11 protein-coding genes and 1 other RNA gene are annotated in these 15,670 nt (G+C 32.7%); 10 read left to right on the forward strand and 2 right to left on the reverse strand.

Annotated features, from left to right (window positions below; genetic code table 11):
• Positions 1-2 precede the first annotated feature (2 nt).
• Entirely contained in the window at positions 3-713 is a 711-nt protein-coding gene (locus LPB136_RS03180; RefSeq protein ID WP_072554750.1) for a DUF3307 domain-containing protein, read from the reverse strand.
• Between the two features lie 4 nt (positions 714-717).
• A complete protein-coding gene (locus LPB136_RS03185; protein ID WP_072554751.1) occupies positions 718-1,332 on the reverse strand; it encodes a SatD family protein in 615 nt (204 codons plus the stop codon).
• 240 nt (positions 1,333-1,572) lie between these two features.
• Here LPB136_RS03185 and LPB136_RS03190 point away from each other — a divergent pair, with 240 nt between their 5' ends.
• From LPB136_RS03190 to LPB136_RS03235, 10 genes are all read left to right on the forward strand, one after another.
• Positions 1,573-3,903 carry an ATP-dependent helicase gene (locus tag LPB136_RS03190; RefSeq protein ID WP_072556889.1) on the forward strand — a complete coding sequence of 777 codons (2,331 nt, stop codon included), beginning with the start codon at positions 1,573-1,575 and terminating at the stop codon, positions 3,901-3,903.
• 117 nt (positions 3,904-4,020) lie between these two features.
• Positions 4,021-4,683: a DUF4290 domain-containing protein gene (locus LPB136_RS03195; protein ID WP_072554752.1), complete on the forward strand. Its 663-nt coding sequence runs from the start codon at positions 4,021-4,023 to the stop codon at positions 4,681-4,683.
• Positions 4,684-5,997 (forward strand): UDP-N-acetylglucosamine 1-carboxyvinyltransferase, encoded by a 1,314-nt coding sequence (gene murA, locus LPB136_RS03200; RefSeq protein ID WP_072554753.1) that lies wholly within the window; start codon positions 4,684-4,686, stop codon positions 5,995-5,997.
• Between the two features lie 217 nt (positions 5,998-6,214).
• A complete protein-coding gene (locus LPB136_RS14200; RefSeq protein ID WP_472573241.1) occupies positions 6,215-6,598 on the forward strand; it encodes an HNH endonuclease in 384 nt (127 codons plus the stop codon).
• Positions 6,599-6,688: 90 nt separating this feature from the next.
• Positions 6,689-7,252 (forward strand): nucleotide exchange factor GrpE, encoded by a 564-nt coding sequence (locus LPB136_RS03210; RefSeq protein WP_072554754.1) that lies wholly within the window; start codon positions 6,689-6,691, stop codon positions 7,250-7,252.
• Between the two features lie 78 nt (positions 7,253-7,330).
• Entirely contained in the window at positions 7,331-8,458 is a 1,128-nt protein-coding gene (gene dnaJ / locus LPB136_RS03215; protein ID WP_072554755.1) for a molecular chaperone DnaJ, read from the forward strand.
• 157 nt (positions 8,459-8,615) lie between these two features.
• Positions 8,616-8,913, forward strand: an RNA gene (gene rnpB / locus LPB136_RS03220) — RNase P RNA component class A.
• A 235-nt stretch (positions 8,914-9,148) separates the two neighbouring features.
• A complete protein-coding gene (locus tag LPB136_RS03225) occupies positions 9,149-11,926 on the forward strand; it encodes a bifunctional aconitate hydratase 2/2-methylisocitrate dehydratase (protein WP_072554756.1) in 2,778 nt (925 codons plus the stop codon).
• A 411-nt stretch (positions 11,927-12,337) separates the two neighbouring features.
• The gene (locus LPB136_RS03230) at positions 12,338-14,605 is read left to right on the forward strand and encodes an aconitate hydratase (RefSeq protein ID WP_072554757.1); all 2,268 of its coding nucleotides are present in this window, start codon (positions 12,338-12,340) and stop codon (positions 14,603-14,605) included.
• Between the two features lie 116 nt (positions 14,606-14,721).
• Positions 14,722-15,624 carry an anti-sigma factor gene (locus LPB136_RS03235; protein WP_072554758.1) on the forward strand — a complete coding sequence of 301 codons (903 nt, stop codon included), beginning with the start codon at positions 14,722-14,724 and terminating at the stop codon, positions 15,622-15,624.
• The last annotated feature ends 46 nt before the right edge of the window (positions 15,625-15,670 follow it).

Below are 15,670 nucleotides of genomic sequence, written 5' to 3' on the forward strand. Positions count from 1 at the left end.
ATTTAATTTACTAAGTGCGAATATAACATTCCTGTAAAAATTGCCAAGGCAAAACTTAAAAGTGTTCCAATTAAAATGTATTCGGTTAATTTTCTGTCTTTTGCTGAAGATAAATCTCCAAATCTAAAAACCGATTTTGCTGCCAATAAAAATCCAACGCCTTCCCAATGATTTGCCATCACAAAAATAAAGACAAATAAACGTTCTAAAATACCAATATACCTTCCTGCTTTTGCTAAAGACTCATCGTTATCTTCATTTGCTTCTGGATTCCATTGTGTAATAATTATTTTTATAATTACTGATGAAACGTAGGTTACAAATACAATTGAAGCTAAAAGAAGTAGATTTTTCTCTGTAAAAAACTCACTTAAATCTGTTGAAAAAGGTTTGTAAATATACGTTGCAAGCGCAAGTATAAATACATGCAAAGCTTGGTCTACAAAAAATAACCAACGTTTGTTTTTTTCATTTTGAAGATATATTTTTCCTACATCAAACAAGAAATGTGTTATTAATATTAAGAAAACTCCGCCAATAAATGCTGTGTTAAACTGTAAAATAACTAACAATAAAATTGCATGAATAGCAATGTGTAAGTATAATTTAGAGGATTTTATTTTGTTTTTTTCTTTGTGTTGCACCCAACTTTCAGGTTGTAAAACAAAATCACCTATTAAATGAGCAATTAAAAATTTAAGGAATAAAATCATTTTTCTATAGATTATTTTTTTGATGTATTAATTTTTGAAAGCGTTTTTCTAACTTCATAATTGACTCAAAACCAGCTCTCTTTTGTCTTTCACTAACGCTGCCTTGTGTAATTCCTAAAACCTCTCCAATTTCTTTTTGAGTAAAGTTTTCTTGTTGCAAAGAAAGTTTAAAGACTTCGGCAGAATTTTTTGTCCAAGAATCCATAGTTAACAAAGCTAAATCAAAAGCTATATTTAGCTCTTCATCGATTTCTTTCCAAGGTGTTTTTATTGCAATTGTTTGCTTTTTTAAGTAATTATCAAAAGCATAGCCGGAGTTAATAAAAGTCTCTCCGTTAGATTCTGTAATGCTATTTGTATTAAAATCTTTTTTACCGATTCCAATTCCAATTCTTACATCAATGTTTACGGTAGCTTTTAGTTGTGCTTTTATTTTTAAGGCTGTATAAAACGCTTTTTCAGGATTTTCTACTTCCAATTGAAAGCTATCTCCTCTATAGATTTGCCAATATTTTGGAGGATCTCCAAAAGTATTTAAGATTTCTTTTAAGCTATTTAGCCATAAAGAATCTTGACTTCTCCGTGATTTTATGATATCTCCTGTTAATATACTGGTCATTATTGTAATAATTTATTCAAATATATACTTTATTCTTTGAAAAAGCAAAATTATCTACCCTAGAGCAGATATTTCAATTTATCTACCTGTAAGCAGATATTTAAATTTATCTGCTTTTAAATAGATATTAATTAGTAGCTTAAATTTTTAAAACTTGTGAATAACTATTAGTTAACTCACTTTATAAAGACAGTTAAAATGGTTAATTTTCCGTTTTTAACAGCGTATAAAATTTCTTCATTGAATAGTTATTTAGATCAACTTAACGAACCACAAAGAGCAGCAGTTTTACAAAAAGACGGCCCAATGATTATTATTGCGGGTGCAGGTTCTGGTAAAACAAGAGTATTAACCTACAGAATTGCACATTTAATGAAGCAAGGCGTAGATCCGTTTAATATTTTGTCGCTTACATTTACCAATAAAGCGGCTCGTGAAATGAAGGAAAGAATTGCTTCCGTTGTTGGTTATAGCGAAGCAAAAAGTCTTTGGATGGGAACTTTTCACTCAGTTTTTGCACGTATTTTGCGTTCAGAAGCAGATAAATTAGGGTATCCAACTAACTTTACAATTTACGATACACAAGATTCTGTAAGGTTAATTTCGGCAATCATTAAAGAACTACAACTTGACAAAGAAAGATACAAAGCAAAGCAAATTTTAAGTCGAATTTCATCCTTTAAAAACAGTCTAATTACAGTAAGAGCGTACTTTAATAATCCAGAATTAATTGAAGCAGATTTGCACGCAAGTCGTCCAAAAGTCGGAGATATTTACAAAGAATATGTAGATCGATGTTTTAAAGCTGGTGCAATGGATTTTGATGATTTATTGTTGAGAACCAATGAGTTATTGGCGCGTTTTCCGGAGGTTTTAGCAAAATACCAAGACCGTTTTAGGTACATAATGGTAGATGAGTATCAAGATACAAACCACTCACAATACATTGTGGTTCGTGCTTTGGCAGATAGATTTCAGAATATTTGTGTGGTAGGAGACGATTCTCAGAGTATTTATAGCTTCCGTGGAGCAAATATTCAAAATATATTAAGTTTTCAGAAGGATTATCCCGATGTAAAAACGTTTAAACTTGAGCAAAATTATCGCTCAACTAAAAACATAGTAAACGCAGCAAACTCTGTAATTGCAAGAAATAAAACGCGATTAGATAAGGAAGTTTGGACCTCTAATGTAGATGGAGAGCTTATAAAAGTAATGCGTACAATTTCTGATGGTGAAGAAGGACGTTTTGTAGCAAATTCAATCTTTGAAAACAAGATGAACTTGCAATTAAAGAACGACCAATTTGCAGTTTTATACAGAACAAATGCACAATCCAGAGCAATGGAAGACGCTTTGCGAAAAAAAGATATTAAGTATAAAATTTACGGAGGAATCTCATTTTATCAACGTAAAGAAATAAAAGATTTACTCTCATACCTTAGAGTTTTAATCAATCCAAATGATGAGGAAGCTTTAAAACGAATCATTAATTATCCTGCTCGTGGTATTGGCGCAACTACGTTAGACCGATTAACAATTGCGGCAAATCATTATAAAAAATCAATTTTTGAAATTATACAACATATAGATAAAGTTGATGTAAATATAAATGGCGGAACAAAAAATAAGCTTCAGAATTTTATAAATATGATGTTGCGTTTCCAAATAGATTCGCAAAAAATGAACGCTTTTGAAATTGCAGATTTAGTTGTAAAACAAACGCAATTAGTAAAAGATTTACAAAAAGATGGCACACCAGAAGGTGTAAGTAAGGTTGAAAACGTTCAAGAACTTTTAAACGGAATAAAAGATTTTATTACAGATAAAATTGAAGAAGGTGAAGACGCTTCATTAACTTCATTCTTAGAAGATGTTGCTTTGGCAACCGACTTCGATTCAGAAAAAGCAGACGAAGAGCCAAGAGTTTCTTTAATGAGTATTCATCAATCTAAAGGGTTGGAATATGGTTATGTGTATATAGTTGGTTTAGAAGAGAATTTATTTCCTTCAGCAATGAGTATGAACACACGTAGCGAGTTAGAAGAAGAACGCAGATTATTTTATGTAGCCTTAACCAGAGCAGAAAAAGTTGCCTATTTAAGTTATGCACAAACGCGTTACCGTTGGGGAAAATTAACTGATGCCGAGCCAAGTAGATTCTTAGAAGAAATAGACGATAAATTTTTAGAATACATTGCACCAAAGAGACAAGAAACTTCTAAAAGTAGCTTTTTAGACGCAAGTTTGTTTGAAGATGCTCCAAAGAAAATTAGATTTCAAAAACCAATTCAGAAGAAAAGAAAAGAGTTTTTAGATAAGAAAAACAAAGGAGCTTTAATTCCGCCAAAGACGAAAATGAAAAAAGTATCTGAAGCAACTTCAAATGATATTAACCTTTTTGATGGCGATATAACCGTTGGTAATATTGTAGAACACAATAGATTTGGCAGAGGAGAAGTACTAGCTTTGGAAGGTAAAGGTCCAAATAAAAAAGCAGAAATTATGTTTGGAACCGCAGGAAGAAAGAAATTATTATTACAATTTGCAAAACTAAAAGTGATTGGGTAATTACTCAAAATAAATACCTATTTTGCAACGTTAAATAACTACAAATACAAGTTGAAGTTCCTTTTCCTTTCTTTAAAAGGAAATATAATAAGATCACTTCATATAAAAATATATAAAATGACATTCGATTTAGAATATAATTCAGAAAGACCACATTTAATAATTCCAGAATATGGTCGTCATATGCAAAAAATGATTAATCATTGTGTTGCTTTAGAAACCAAGGAAGAGCGTAACACAATGGCAAAAGCCATTATAAATGTAATGGGTAATTTACAACCTCATTTACGTGATGTACCAGATTTTAAACACAAATTGTGGGATCAGTTATATATAATGTCTGATTTTAAGTTGGATGCAGATTCGCCTTATGAAATTCCTTCGAAAGAAGAATTACAAGAAAAACCAGAAGGATTGCCTTATCCAAAATCGGCTTCAAAGTACCGTTATTACGGTAATAATATTCAAACAATGATAAGCGTAGCTTTAAGTTGGGACGAAGATGATAATGAAAAGCAAGAAGCATTGACTTTTGTAATAGCAAATCACATGAAAAAATGCTATTTAAACTGGAATAAAGATACCGTTGATGATGCAGTAATTTTTAAACATTTATTTGAATTATCTGAAGGAAAAATAGACTTACGTGAAAGCGGAGAAGAGTTAGCGTTAAGCAAAAACTTATTACGTAAACGTAGTTCTCAAGGAAGCAATAAAGGTAAAACCCATTCCAACAATAAAGGAAAATCTAATAATAACCATAAATACAGAAAAAGATAAATGGCATCTTTTAAAATTGAAGGCGGACATAAATTAAGCGGAGAAATACAACCACAAGGAGCAAAAAACGAAGTATTACAAATATTATGTGCGGTTTTATTAACGCCAGAAAAAGTAGTTGTAAACAATGTTCCAGACATTATAGACGTAAATAAACTAATCTTTATTTTAGGTGAATTAGGCGTTAAAGTTGAAAAACTTAGCCGAAGTTCTTATTCATTTCAAGCAGATGAAGTAAACCTTAAATACTTAGAATCAGCAGATTTTAAAAGAGATGGAAGTTCGTTACGTGGTTCAATTATGATTGTTGGGCCATTATTAGCACGTTTTGGAAAAGGATATATTCCACGTCCAGGAGGCGATAAAATTGGTCGTAGAAGATTAGACACACACTTTGAAGGTTTTATAAACCTTGGTGCAAAATTCCGTTATAATAAAGAAGAATATTTCTACGGAGTAGAAACAGAAACGGGTTTAGTAGGTACAGATATGCTTTTAGATGAAGCTTCCGTAACCGGAACTGCCAATATTTTAATGGCTGCGGTTTTAGCAAAAGGAACAACAACAATATATAATGCAGCTTGTGAACCTTACATTCAACAATTATCTAAAATGTTGAATTCTATGGGAGCAAAAATTTCTGGAGTAGGTTCTAATTTATTAATAATTGAAGGAGTTGAATCTCTTGGAGGTTGCGAGCATACTGTGTTGCCAGACATGATTGAAATTGGTTCTTGGATTGGTATGGCAGTAATGACAAGGTCTGAATTAACTATTAAAAATGTAAGCTGGGAAAATTTAGGACAAATACCAAATGTCTTTAGAAAACTCGGAATTAAATTAGAGAAAAAAGGAGACGATATTTATATTCCTGCACAAGAATCTTACGAAATTCAGAATTACATCGATGGTTCTGTTTTAACAGTTGCAGATGCACCTTGGCCAGGATTTACACCAGATTTATTAAGCATCGTTTTGGTAATTGCAACACAAGCAAAAGGAACCGTTTTAATACACCAAAAAATGTTTGAAAGCCGTTTGTTTTTCGTAGATAAATTAATTGATATGGGAGCAAAAGTTATTTTGTGTGATCCGCACAGAGCAACCGTAATTGGGCATAATTTCCAATCTCAATTAAAAGCTACAAAAATGACTTCGCCAGATATTAGAGCAGGAATTTCATTATTAATTGCGGCACTTTCTGCAAAAGGAACTTCAATAATTAATAATATTGAACAAATAGATAGAGGTTACGAAAACATCGAAGCACGTTTAAAAGCTATTGGAGCAAAAATTGAACGTATAGAAGGGTAAATAATTGCAAATTGAAAAAGAAAGTAATTTATAAATATAAAATTACTTTATTATGATTAGAACTTTATTTAATGAAGAGTGGAAAATTATTGTTTTTGATGATAAGGTTTCCCAATAGGAAAAATTTAAAGTTTCAAACTATGGTAGAATTATTAACTTTAAAAATGAAGCTAAACCTTATTTAAAAAAAGAAAGCTTTACAAACGGTTACGTTTCTATATCCGTAAGACAAGAAGTAAATGGAAAAACTACAGGTAGGTATGTACATAAACTAGTGGCACAACATTTTTTAGAAAGAATAAACGAAGAGCAAGTTTTTGTTATTCATTTAAATTTTGATAAGACGGATAATAGAATAAAAAATTTAAAATGGGCAACTAAAAGAGAAAAAGAGTTGCACCAATTTAAAAACCCAACATTTATAGAGTCTAGAAAGAATATAACCTACGGGAAACTCACCGAAGGAAAAGTAAAAATAATTAAAAGACAACTTAAAAATAATAGAACAAGAATAACCATGATTGCCAAACGATTTGGAGTTTCAGATATGCAAATTCATAGAATTAAATCTGGTGAGAATTGGAGTAAAGTAAAAATATAAAAAGTGAAAAATAGTGTCAATCTGACACTATTTTTTTATTGGCAATATTTTTGCCAATAAATTGTAGACAATTTAACGACAATAAGAGTAATGAGTAAAGATCAATATACAAAAGAAGACGAATTAAAAGATAATATCAAAAATGCTGAATTAGATGATATTATTGAGGAAAATAAAGAAGTTGAAGTAGAGGAAGCAAAGCCAGAACCAACTACAGAAGAACTTTTACAAGCTGAAAAAGACAAACATTTACGTTTGTTTGCAGAGTTTGAAAACTATAAAAAACGTACAACAAAAGAACGCATAGAGTTATTTAAAACAGCTGGACAAGAAGTTGTGACAGCTATTCTGCCAATTTTGGACGATTTTGAACGCGCTTTGACACATATTGAAGATGACAAAGAAGCAGAAGAATTACGTAAAGGAGTTTTATTAATTTATCAAAAATTATTAAACACATTAGAGCAAAAAGGTTTATCAGCAATAGACGTTAGAGCTGGAGATGTTTTTAATTCTGAACTACACCAAGCAATTACACAAATTCCTGCACCAACAGACGATTTAAAAGGAAAAGTTATTGATTGTGTAGAAAAAGGATACAAATTAGGAGACAAAATTATTCGTCATCCAAAAGTAGTTGTAGGACAAGCATAAATTAGTGTGCAGTTTGTAGTAGCAGTAACCAGTAAACTTGGACTGCCAACTGAAGACTGAAAACTGAAAACTTAATAAATGGCAAAACAAGATTATTACGAAGTATTAGGCGTATCTAAATCTGCATCAAAAGCAGAAATAAAAAAAGCCTACCGTAAAAAAGCAATAAAATTTCATCCAGATAAAAATCCAGATGATACAACTGCTGAAGAAAACTTTAAAAAAGCAGCTGAAGCTTATGAAATATTAAGCGACGACAATAAAAAAGCACGTTATGATCAATTTGGTCACCAAGCTTTTGAAGGTGGTCATGGCGGCGGCGGCGGTTTTGGCGGCGGCGGAATGAATATGGAAGACATATTCAGTCAATTTGGTGACATCTTTGGTGGCGGTGGCTTTGGTGGTTTTGGTGGAGGCGGAGGCCGACAACAAGCCAGAGTTAAAGGAAGTAATTTACGTATTAGAGTTAAATTAACTTTAGAAGACATCGCAAATGGTGTTGAGAAGAAAGTTAAAGTACGTCGTAAAATGCAAGCCGAAGGTGTTACGTATAAAACATGTTCTACCTGTAACGGTCAAGGACAAGTTATGCGTGTTACCAATACTATTTTAGGTAGAATGCAAACAGCTACAACATGCTCTACATGTCAAGGAGCTGGAGAGATGATAGATAAAAAACCAAGCGGAGCAGATGCGCAAGGTTTAGTTGTAAAAGAAGAAACGGTTTCAATCAATATTCCAGAAGGAGTTACTGAAGGAGTACAATTAAAAGTTGGAGGAAAAGGAAACGATGCTCCAGGTAAAAATTCTATTGCAGGAGATTTATTAGTTTTAATTGAAGAAATACCTCACGAAACATTAAAAAGAGAAGGAAGCAATATACATTATGATATGTATATAAATTTTTCAGAAGCAGTTTTAGGAGTTTCCAAAGAAGTAGAAACTGTAACAGGTAAAGTAAAGATAAAAATTGATGCTGGAACGCAGTCTGGGAAGATTTTAAGATTAAAAGGAAAGGGTTTACCAAGTATTGAACGTTATGGATCTGGAGATTTCTTAATTCATATAAATGTTTGGACCCCTCAAGAATTAACTAAAGAGCAACGTAAATTCTTTGAGCAAATGCAAGAAGATGAGAATTTTAGCCCAAATCCTCAGCACTCAGATAAATCATTTTTTGAGAAAGTAAAAGATATGTTTTCATAAAGTTTTGTGAAAAATCGAAAAAAGTTTTTTTTGAATGAAAAAAGAAAGTATATTTGTAGTGTTGATGGAGATATCTATCAACACTTTTTCTTTTTCATAGCAATTTTCCCACTCAATTTATTGAGTGGGTTTTTTTATGAAAACGTTCTTTAAAATATTAGCAGACTTATCTTATCGACTTAAATTTATTTTAAGTAGGAAAGTCCGAACACCAAAGAGTAGCATAGCGGATAACAACCGTCCAACGTAAGTTGAGGACCAGTGCAACAGAAAGAATGTACAGTTAGGCTGTAGTGAAACCAGGTAAACTCTATGCGGTGCAATGCCATGTATATTAGAAATTGAGAGCTACTCGCTCGATTCTAAAGGGTAGGCAGATTGAAGTTACGAGTAATTGTAACTCTAGATAAATGATAAGACTTAGACAGGATTCGGCTTATTAGTCTGCTTTTTTATTATCAACTTGATAATTTTTTTAAACTTTAATGTAATTTTATTACACTATTCTTTGTTTTTTATGATAAAATATAGAATAATTCATTAATTGAATAGCTTCATTGTTTATCTTTTAAAATTCAGAGTAAAAACGTATTTTTGTTCAACAAAAATTAACATAAAATTTACTTTAACATTGCTTTTAAAAATTGTTATTAATTTAATGGGCATTTACAGTAATAAAAGATTTCTTACATGAGTATATATAAAGATTACCTTAAGCAGATAGAAGAACGTAAAACACAAGGACTTCATCCGCAGCCAATTGATGGCGCTGAATTAACAAGCGCAATTATTGAGCAAATTAAAGATGTAGATAATGAGTACAGAGAGCAATCTCTAAACTTTTTTATCTATAACGTTTTACCAGGAACAACCAGTGCTGCTGTTGTAAAGGCAAAATTTTTAAAGGAAATTATCTTAGGTGAATCAGTAGTCAAAGAAATTACTCCTGCCTTCGCTTTTGAACAATTATCACACATGAAGGGTGGACCTTCTGTAGAAGTTCTTTTAGATATTGCTTTAGGTAGTGATACTGCTTTAGCTAATGAAGCTGCTAAAGTATTAAAAACGCAAGTGTTCTTATACGAAGCAGATACAGAAAAATTAGAGAATGCTTATAAAGCAGGAAATGCTATAGCTAAAGAATTAATAGAGAGTTATGCGCAAGCAGAATTTTTTACAAAATTACCAGAAATTGACGAAGAAATAGAGATCGTTACTTTCGTAGCTGGTATTGGTGACATTTCTACAGATTTATTATCTCCTGGTGCAGATGCGCATTCAAGATCAGACCGTGAATTACATGGTCAGTCTATGTTTGAGCATAATAAAGACATGCAAAAAGAATTATTAGCATTAAAAGCAAAACACCCTAATAAGCGTGTTATGCTAATTGCAGATAAAGGAACAATGGGAGTTGGGTCTTCAAGAATGTCAGGTGTAAACAACGTTGCATTATGGACAGGTATTTCTTCTAGTCCATATGTACCATTTATTAATATTGCTCCAGTAATTGCTGGTACAAACGGTATTGCACCAATTTTTTTAACAACTGTAGGTGTAACTGGTGGTATTGGTATCGACTTAAAAAACTGGGTAAAGCAAAAAGATGCTAACGGAAATACAATTGTTGATGAAGAAGGAGATCCTATTTTAAAAGAAGAGTATTCAGTAGCAACAGGTACTGTATTTACTATAAATACAAAAACAAAAGAATTAGTAAGAGATGGTAAAGTTGTAAAAGATATTTCTACAGCTTTAACGCCACCAAAACAAGAATTTATCAAAGCAGGAGGTTCATATGCCGTTGTTTTTGGTAAGAAATTACAAACTTTTGCTTGTAAAGTTTTAGGAATTGCTGTTCCTCAAGTGTATGCAGTTGCAAAAGAAGTTTCTATTGAAGGACAGGGTTTAACTGCGGTTGAAAAAATATTCAACAAAAATGCAGTTGGAACAACTCCTGGTAAAATATTACATGCGGGTTCTAACGTAAGAGTAGAAGTTAATATCGTAGGTTCTCAAGATACTACAGGTTTAATGACCTCTCAAGAATTAGAGATGATGGCAGCAACAGTTATCTCTCCAATTGTGGATACAGGTTACCAATCTGGTTGTCATACCGCTTCAGTTTGGGATGATAAGTCTAAAGCTAACATTCCAAGGTTAATGAAGTTCATGAATGACTTCGGATTAGTTACAGCACGTCATCCAGAAGGAAAATACCATGCCATGACAGATGTAATTCATAAAGTATTAAATGATATTGCAGTAGATGATTGGGATGTAATTATCGGTGGAGATTCTCATACACGTATGGCTAAAGGTGTTGCCTTTGGAGCAGATTCAGGAACTGTTGCCTTAGCATTAGCTACAGGTGAGGCTACGATGCCAATTCCAGAATCAGTAAAAGTTACTTTTAAAGGTGAAATGAAACCTTATATGGATTTCCGTGATGTGGTGCATGCTACGCAATCTCAAATGTTAGATCAATTTGAAGGAGAAAATGTTTTCCAAGGGAAAATTATTGAAGTACATATTGGTACATTAACGTCAGATCAAGCCTTTACATTTACAGATTGGACCGCTGAGATGAAAGCAAAAGCGTCTATTTGTATTTCTGAAGACGAAACCTTAATTGAATCGTTAGAAATTTCAAGAGATCGTATTCAAATTATGATTGATAAAGGGATGGATAACCCTAAACAAGATCTTAAAGGGTTAGTTGATAAAGCAAACAACCGTATCACAGAGATTAAAACAGGAATTAAATCGGCATTAAGACCAGATGCAGACGCTAAATACTATCAGGAAGTTGTTATCGATTTAGATAAGATTGTTGAGCCAATGATTGCGGATCCTGATGTAAATAATGAAGATGTTTCAAAGCGTTATACACACGATAATATTCAACCATTATCTTTTTACGGAGGAACTAAAAAAGTAGATTTAGGTTTCGTAGGATCTTGTATGGTTCATAAAGGAGATATGAAAATATTAGCTCAAATGTTAAAAAACATTGAAGCTCAGCAAGGTAAAGTAGAATTTAAAGCGCCTTTAGTTGTTGCACCACCAACATATAATATTGTTGATGAGTTAAAAGCAGAAGGAGATTGGGAAGTATTAGTAAGATATTCAGGTTTCGAATTTGACGATAATGCGCCAAAAGCAGCAGCTCGTGTTAAATATGAAAACATGTTATATTTAGAACGTCCAGGTTGTAGTTTATGTATGGGTAACCAAGAAAAAGCAGAAGCAGGAGATACTGTAATGGCAACTTCAACACGTTTATTCCAAGGAAGAGTTGTTAGAGATACCGATGAGAAAAAAGGAGAATCTTTATTATCATCTACTCCAGTAGTTGTGTTATCAACTATTTTAGGTAGAACACCAACTTTAGAGGAATATCAAGCAGCAGTAGAAGGTATTGTTTTAACAAAGTTCAAGCCTTCAACAAAGCAATTAGTAGGATAATTATAATTTAATTATATATAAATTAAAGCCTGAATATTAGATTCAGGCTTTTTTTGTTTACCGTAAACTGATTATAATTTGGGGGTTACCACGCCAAAAAAGGCGCGGTCGGGCTTTATGCTCCAATCTTTTTTTATGCTGAATTTATTTCAGCATCTACTAAATTCATAAGATATTTTATTTTAATAAGAGGTACAGAGATAAGTTTATTAAAAAAAAGGATTTCCACGTCAATCCCTAACCCAGGCGATAGTAATTATTGGAAACTAATCGTATTTATTTTTAGTTAAGTTCAATCAAAATAACCTATAAAACTATCAATATTAAATATTTTACACTTAAAGAAATAAATAATATATTTTGTATCTTGGGAATTGGAAACAAGTCTAACCTAAAATATATAAAATTCTTATGGCATTTGATATTGACATGATTAAAAAAGTCTATTCTAAAGTAGTTGATAGAGTAGATGCTGCTCGTAAAATTACAGGGAAACCTTTAACACTTGCAGAAAAAATACTGTATTCACATTTATGGGATGGAAATCCTAATAAAGCCTTTGTTAGAGGTAAAGATTATGTAGATTTTGCACCAGACCGTATTGCATTACAAGATGCTACTGCACAAATGGCTTTATTACAGTTTATGCAAGCAGGTAAAGCTAAAGTTGCAGTTCCAACTACAACACATTGTGATCACTTAATTCAAGCGAAAGATGGTGCTGCTGCCGATTTAAAAACGGCCAATAGTACAAGTAGTGAAGTTTTTGATTTCTTAGAATCTGTTTCTAACAAATATGGTTTAGGTTTCTGGAAACCTGGAGCAGGAATTATTCATCAAGTAGTATTAGAAAATTATGCATTTCCAGGTGGAATGATGATTGGTACAGATTCGCACACCGTAAATGCTGGTGGATTAGGAATGGTAGCAATTGGTGTTGGTGGAGCAGATGCAGTAGATGTTATGGCAGGAATGGCTTGGGAGTTAAAATTTCCGAAGTTAATTGGAGTTAAACTAACTGGAAAAATTTCTGGTTGGGCTGCACCAAAAGATGTTATTTTAAAAGTAGCAGGAATTGTTTCTGCAAAAGGAGGTACAGATGCAATTGTAGAATATTTTGGAGAAGGAGCAAGAAGTATGTCTTGTACTGGTAAAGGTACAATTTGTAACATGGGAGCAGAAATTGGAGCAACCACTTCTACTTTTGGTTACGATGAATCTATGGAACGTTATTTACGAGCTACAGAAAGAGCTGATGTTGCTGATGCCGCAAACAAGGTTAAAGATTATTTAACAGGTGATGATGAAGTATATGCAAATCCAGAACAATATTTTGACCAAGTTATAGAGATAAATTTATCGGAATTAACACCATTATTAAACGGACCATTTACACCAGATTTATCTACAAAAGCAGGTTCAGACATGACAGCTATTGCAAATAAAAACGATTGGCCTTTACAAGTTGAATGGGGTTTAATAGGTTCTTGTACTAACTCTTCTTATGAAGATTTATCAAGAGCTTCATCTATAGCAAAACAAGCTTTAGATAAAGGATTAAAAATGAAATCGCAATTAGGTATTAATCCTGGTTCGGAAAAAGTACGTTACACAGCAGAAAGAGACGGTATTTTAGGGATTTTTGAACAATTAGACGCTAAGATTTTTACAAATGCTTGTGGTCCTTGTATTGGGCAATGGGCAAGATATAGCGATCCTAAAAATGCACCCAAAAACAGTATTGTCCACTCGTTTAATAGAAACTTTGCAAAACGTGCAGATGGTAACCCAAATACACACGCATTTGTTGCTTCACCAGAACTAACAGCGGCAATTGCAATTGCGGGTCGTTTAGATTTTAACCCGATGACGGATTCGTTAATTAACGAAAATGGTGAGCAAGTAATGTTTGATGAGCCAACAGGTTGGGAATTACCGCCAAAAGGTTTTGAGGTAAAAGATGACGGTTATTTAGCACCAGAAGAAGATGGAAGTGGTGTAGAAATTAAAGTAAATCCTACTTCAGAAAGATTAGAATTATTATCGCCTTTTACTCCTTTAGGAAATGAATTAAACGGTGTGAAATTATTAATAAAAGCATTCGGAAAATGTACAACAGATCATATTTCTATGGCAGGACCTTGGTTACGTTTCCGTGGTCATTTAGATAATATTTCTAACAATATGTTAATTGGAGCTGTAAATGCTTATAACATGAAAACGAACTTTGTAAAAAGTCAGTTAAATGGAGAATATGACGCAGTACCAAAAACAGCAAGAGCTTATAAAGCAGCAGGAATTAATACAATTGTAGTTGGAGATCATAATTACGGTGAAGGTTCTTCTAGAGAACATGCTGCAATGGAGCCAAGACATTTAGGTGTTGCTGCAGTTTTAGTTAAGTCTTTTGCTCGTATTCACGAAACAAACTTGAAGAAACAAGGAATGTTAGGTTTAACGTTTGCAAATGAAGCAGATTACGATTTAATTCAAGAAGATGATACGTTCAATTTTGTTGACTTAAATGAGTTTGCACCAGGCAAACCTTTAACGTTAGAAGTTGTGCATGCAGATGGTTCAAAAGACATAATTATAGCAAATCATACATATAATGATGGGCAAATTGAATGGTATAATGAGGGTTCTGCTTTAAATTTAATTAAAAAAGAAAACGCTTAGTATCAAGTTTTTATATGCGAAAAACTCCTTTTGTTTTAAAAAAGGAGTTTTTTTTTTGTAAGCAGTTTTTTTTTACTTCGACTTAAGTTGAAATATTAACTATTAAAATTTACATTATGAAAAAATTACTTTTAGGTGTTGCAGCTTTAGCAACATTAGCTTTTACTTCTTGTAGTGATGACGATGATACTCCTTCAACATCTAGTTTAACATTAGATATTTCTGGTTTAGAGAATTTAGGAGACGAATATCGTTATGAAGGTTGGATTATTCTTGACGATGGACCAGTTTCTACAGGTACATTTTCTGTAGACGATTCAGGAGCTTTATCTCAAATCTCATTCCCTACAAATACAGCGCAATTAGCAGCAGCAACAAATTTTGTGTTATCAATAGAACCAAATCCAGATAATGATCCTGCACCAGCAGCAACTAAAATATTAATGGGAGCTTTTAACGGTAATTCTGCTTCTGTAAATTCAGATAATATTGTTGTAGATGCAACAAGTTCTTTAGGAACTTTAGGAGCATCTTCAGGAAAATTTATTTTAGCTACACCAACAGATATGGATGATACAAATGAAGATAGTGGAGTTTGGTTTTTAGATAACTCTTCAGTAAGTGCAGCAGTTGGATTGCAATTACCAACATTATCTGCAGGTTGGAAATACGAAGGATGGGCTGTAATTAACGGAACACCAGTTTCTACAGGAACTTTTACAGATGCAAGTATGGCAGATGATAATGCAGCTACTTCTCCTTTTAAAGGAACAGACGGAAATGGTCCTGGTTATCCTGGAGAAGATTATTTAAACGGAAGTGCAGCAGGTGTTACTTTTCCTACAAGTTTAAAGGGAGCAACAATTGTAATTTCTGTAGAACCAAGTCCAGATAATAGCACTGCACCATTTACATTAAAACCATTAGCTCAGCCAGTTGCAGCAGATGCAGATGTGCATACAGCAATAACAATGGGCGCAGGACCAGTTGCAATTATTTCTGGATCTGTTAGTAGATAAATTAGTATATTTTTTAATTTCCCCTAGAATTTTTAGATATTTGAAC

The organism is Tenacibaculum todarodis (genome assembly GCF_001889045.1).
GTDB classification, from domain to species: domain Bacteria; phylum Bacteroidota; class Bacteroidia; order Flavobacteriales; family Flavobacteriaceae; genus Polaribacter; species Polaribacter todarodis.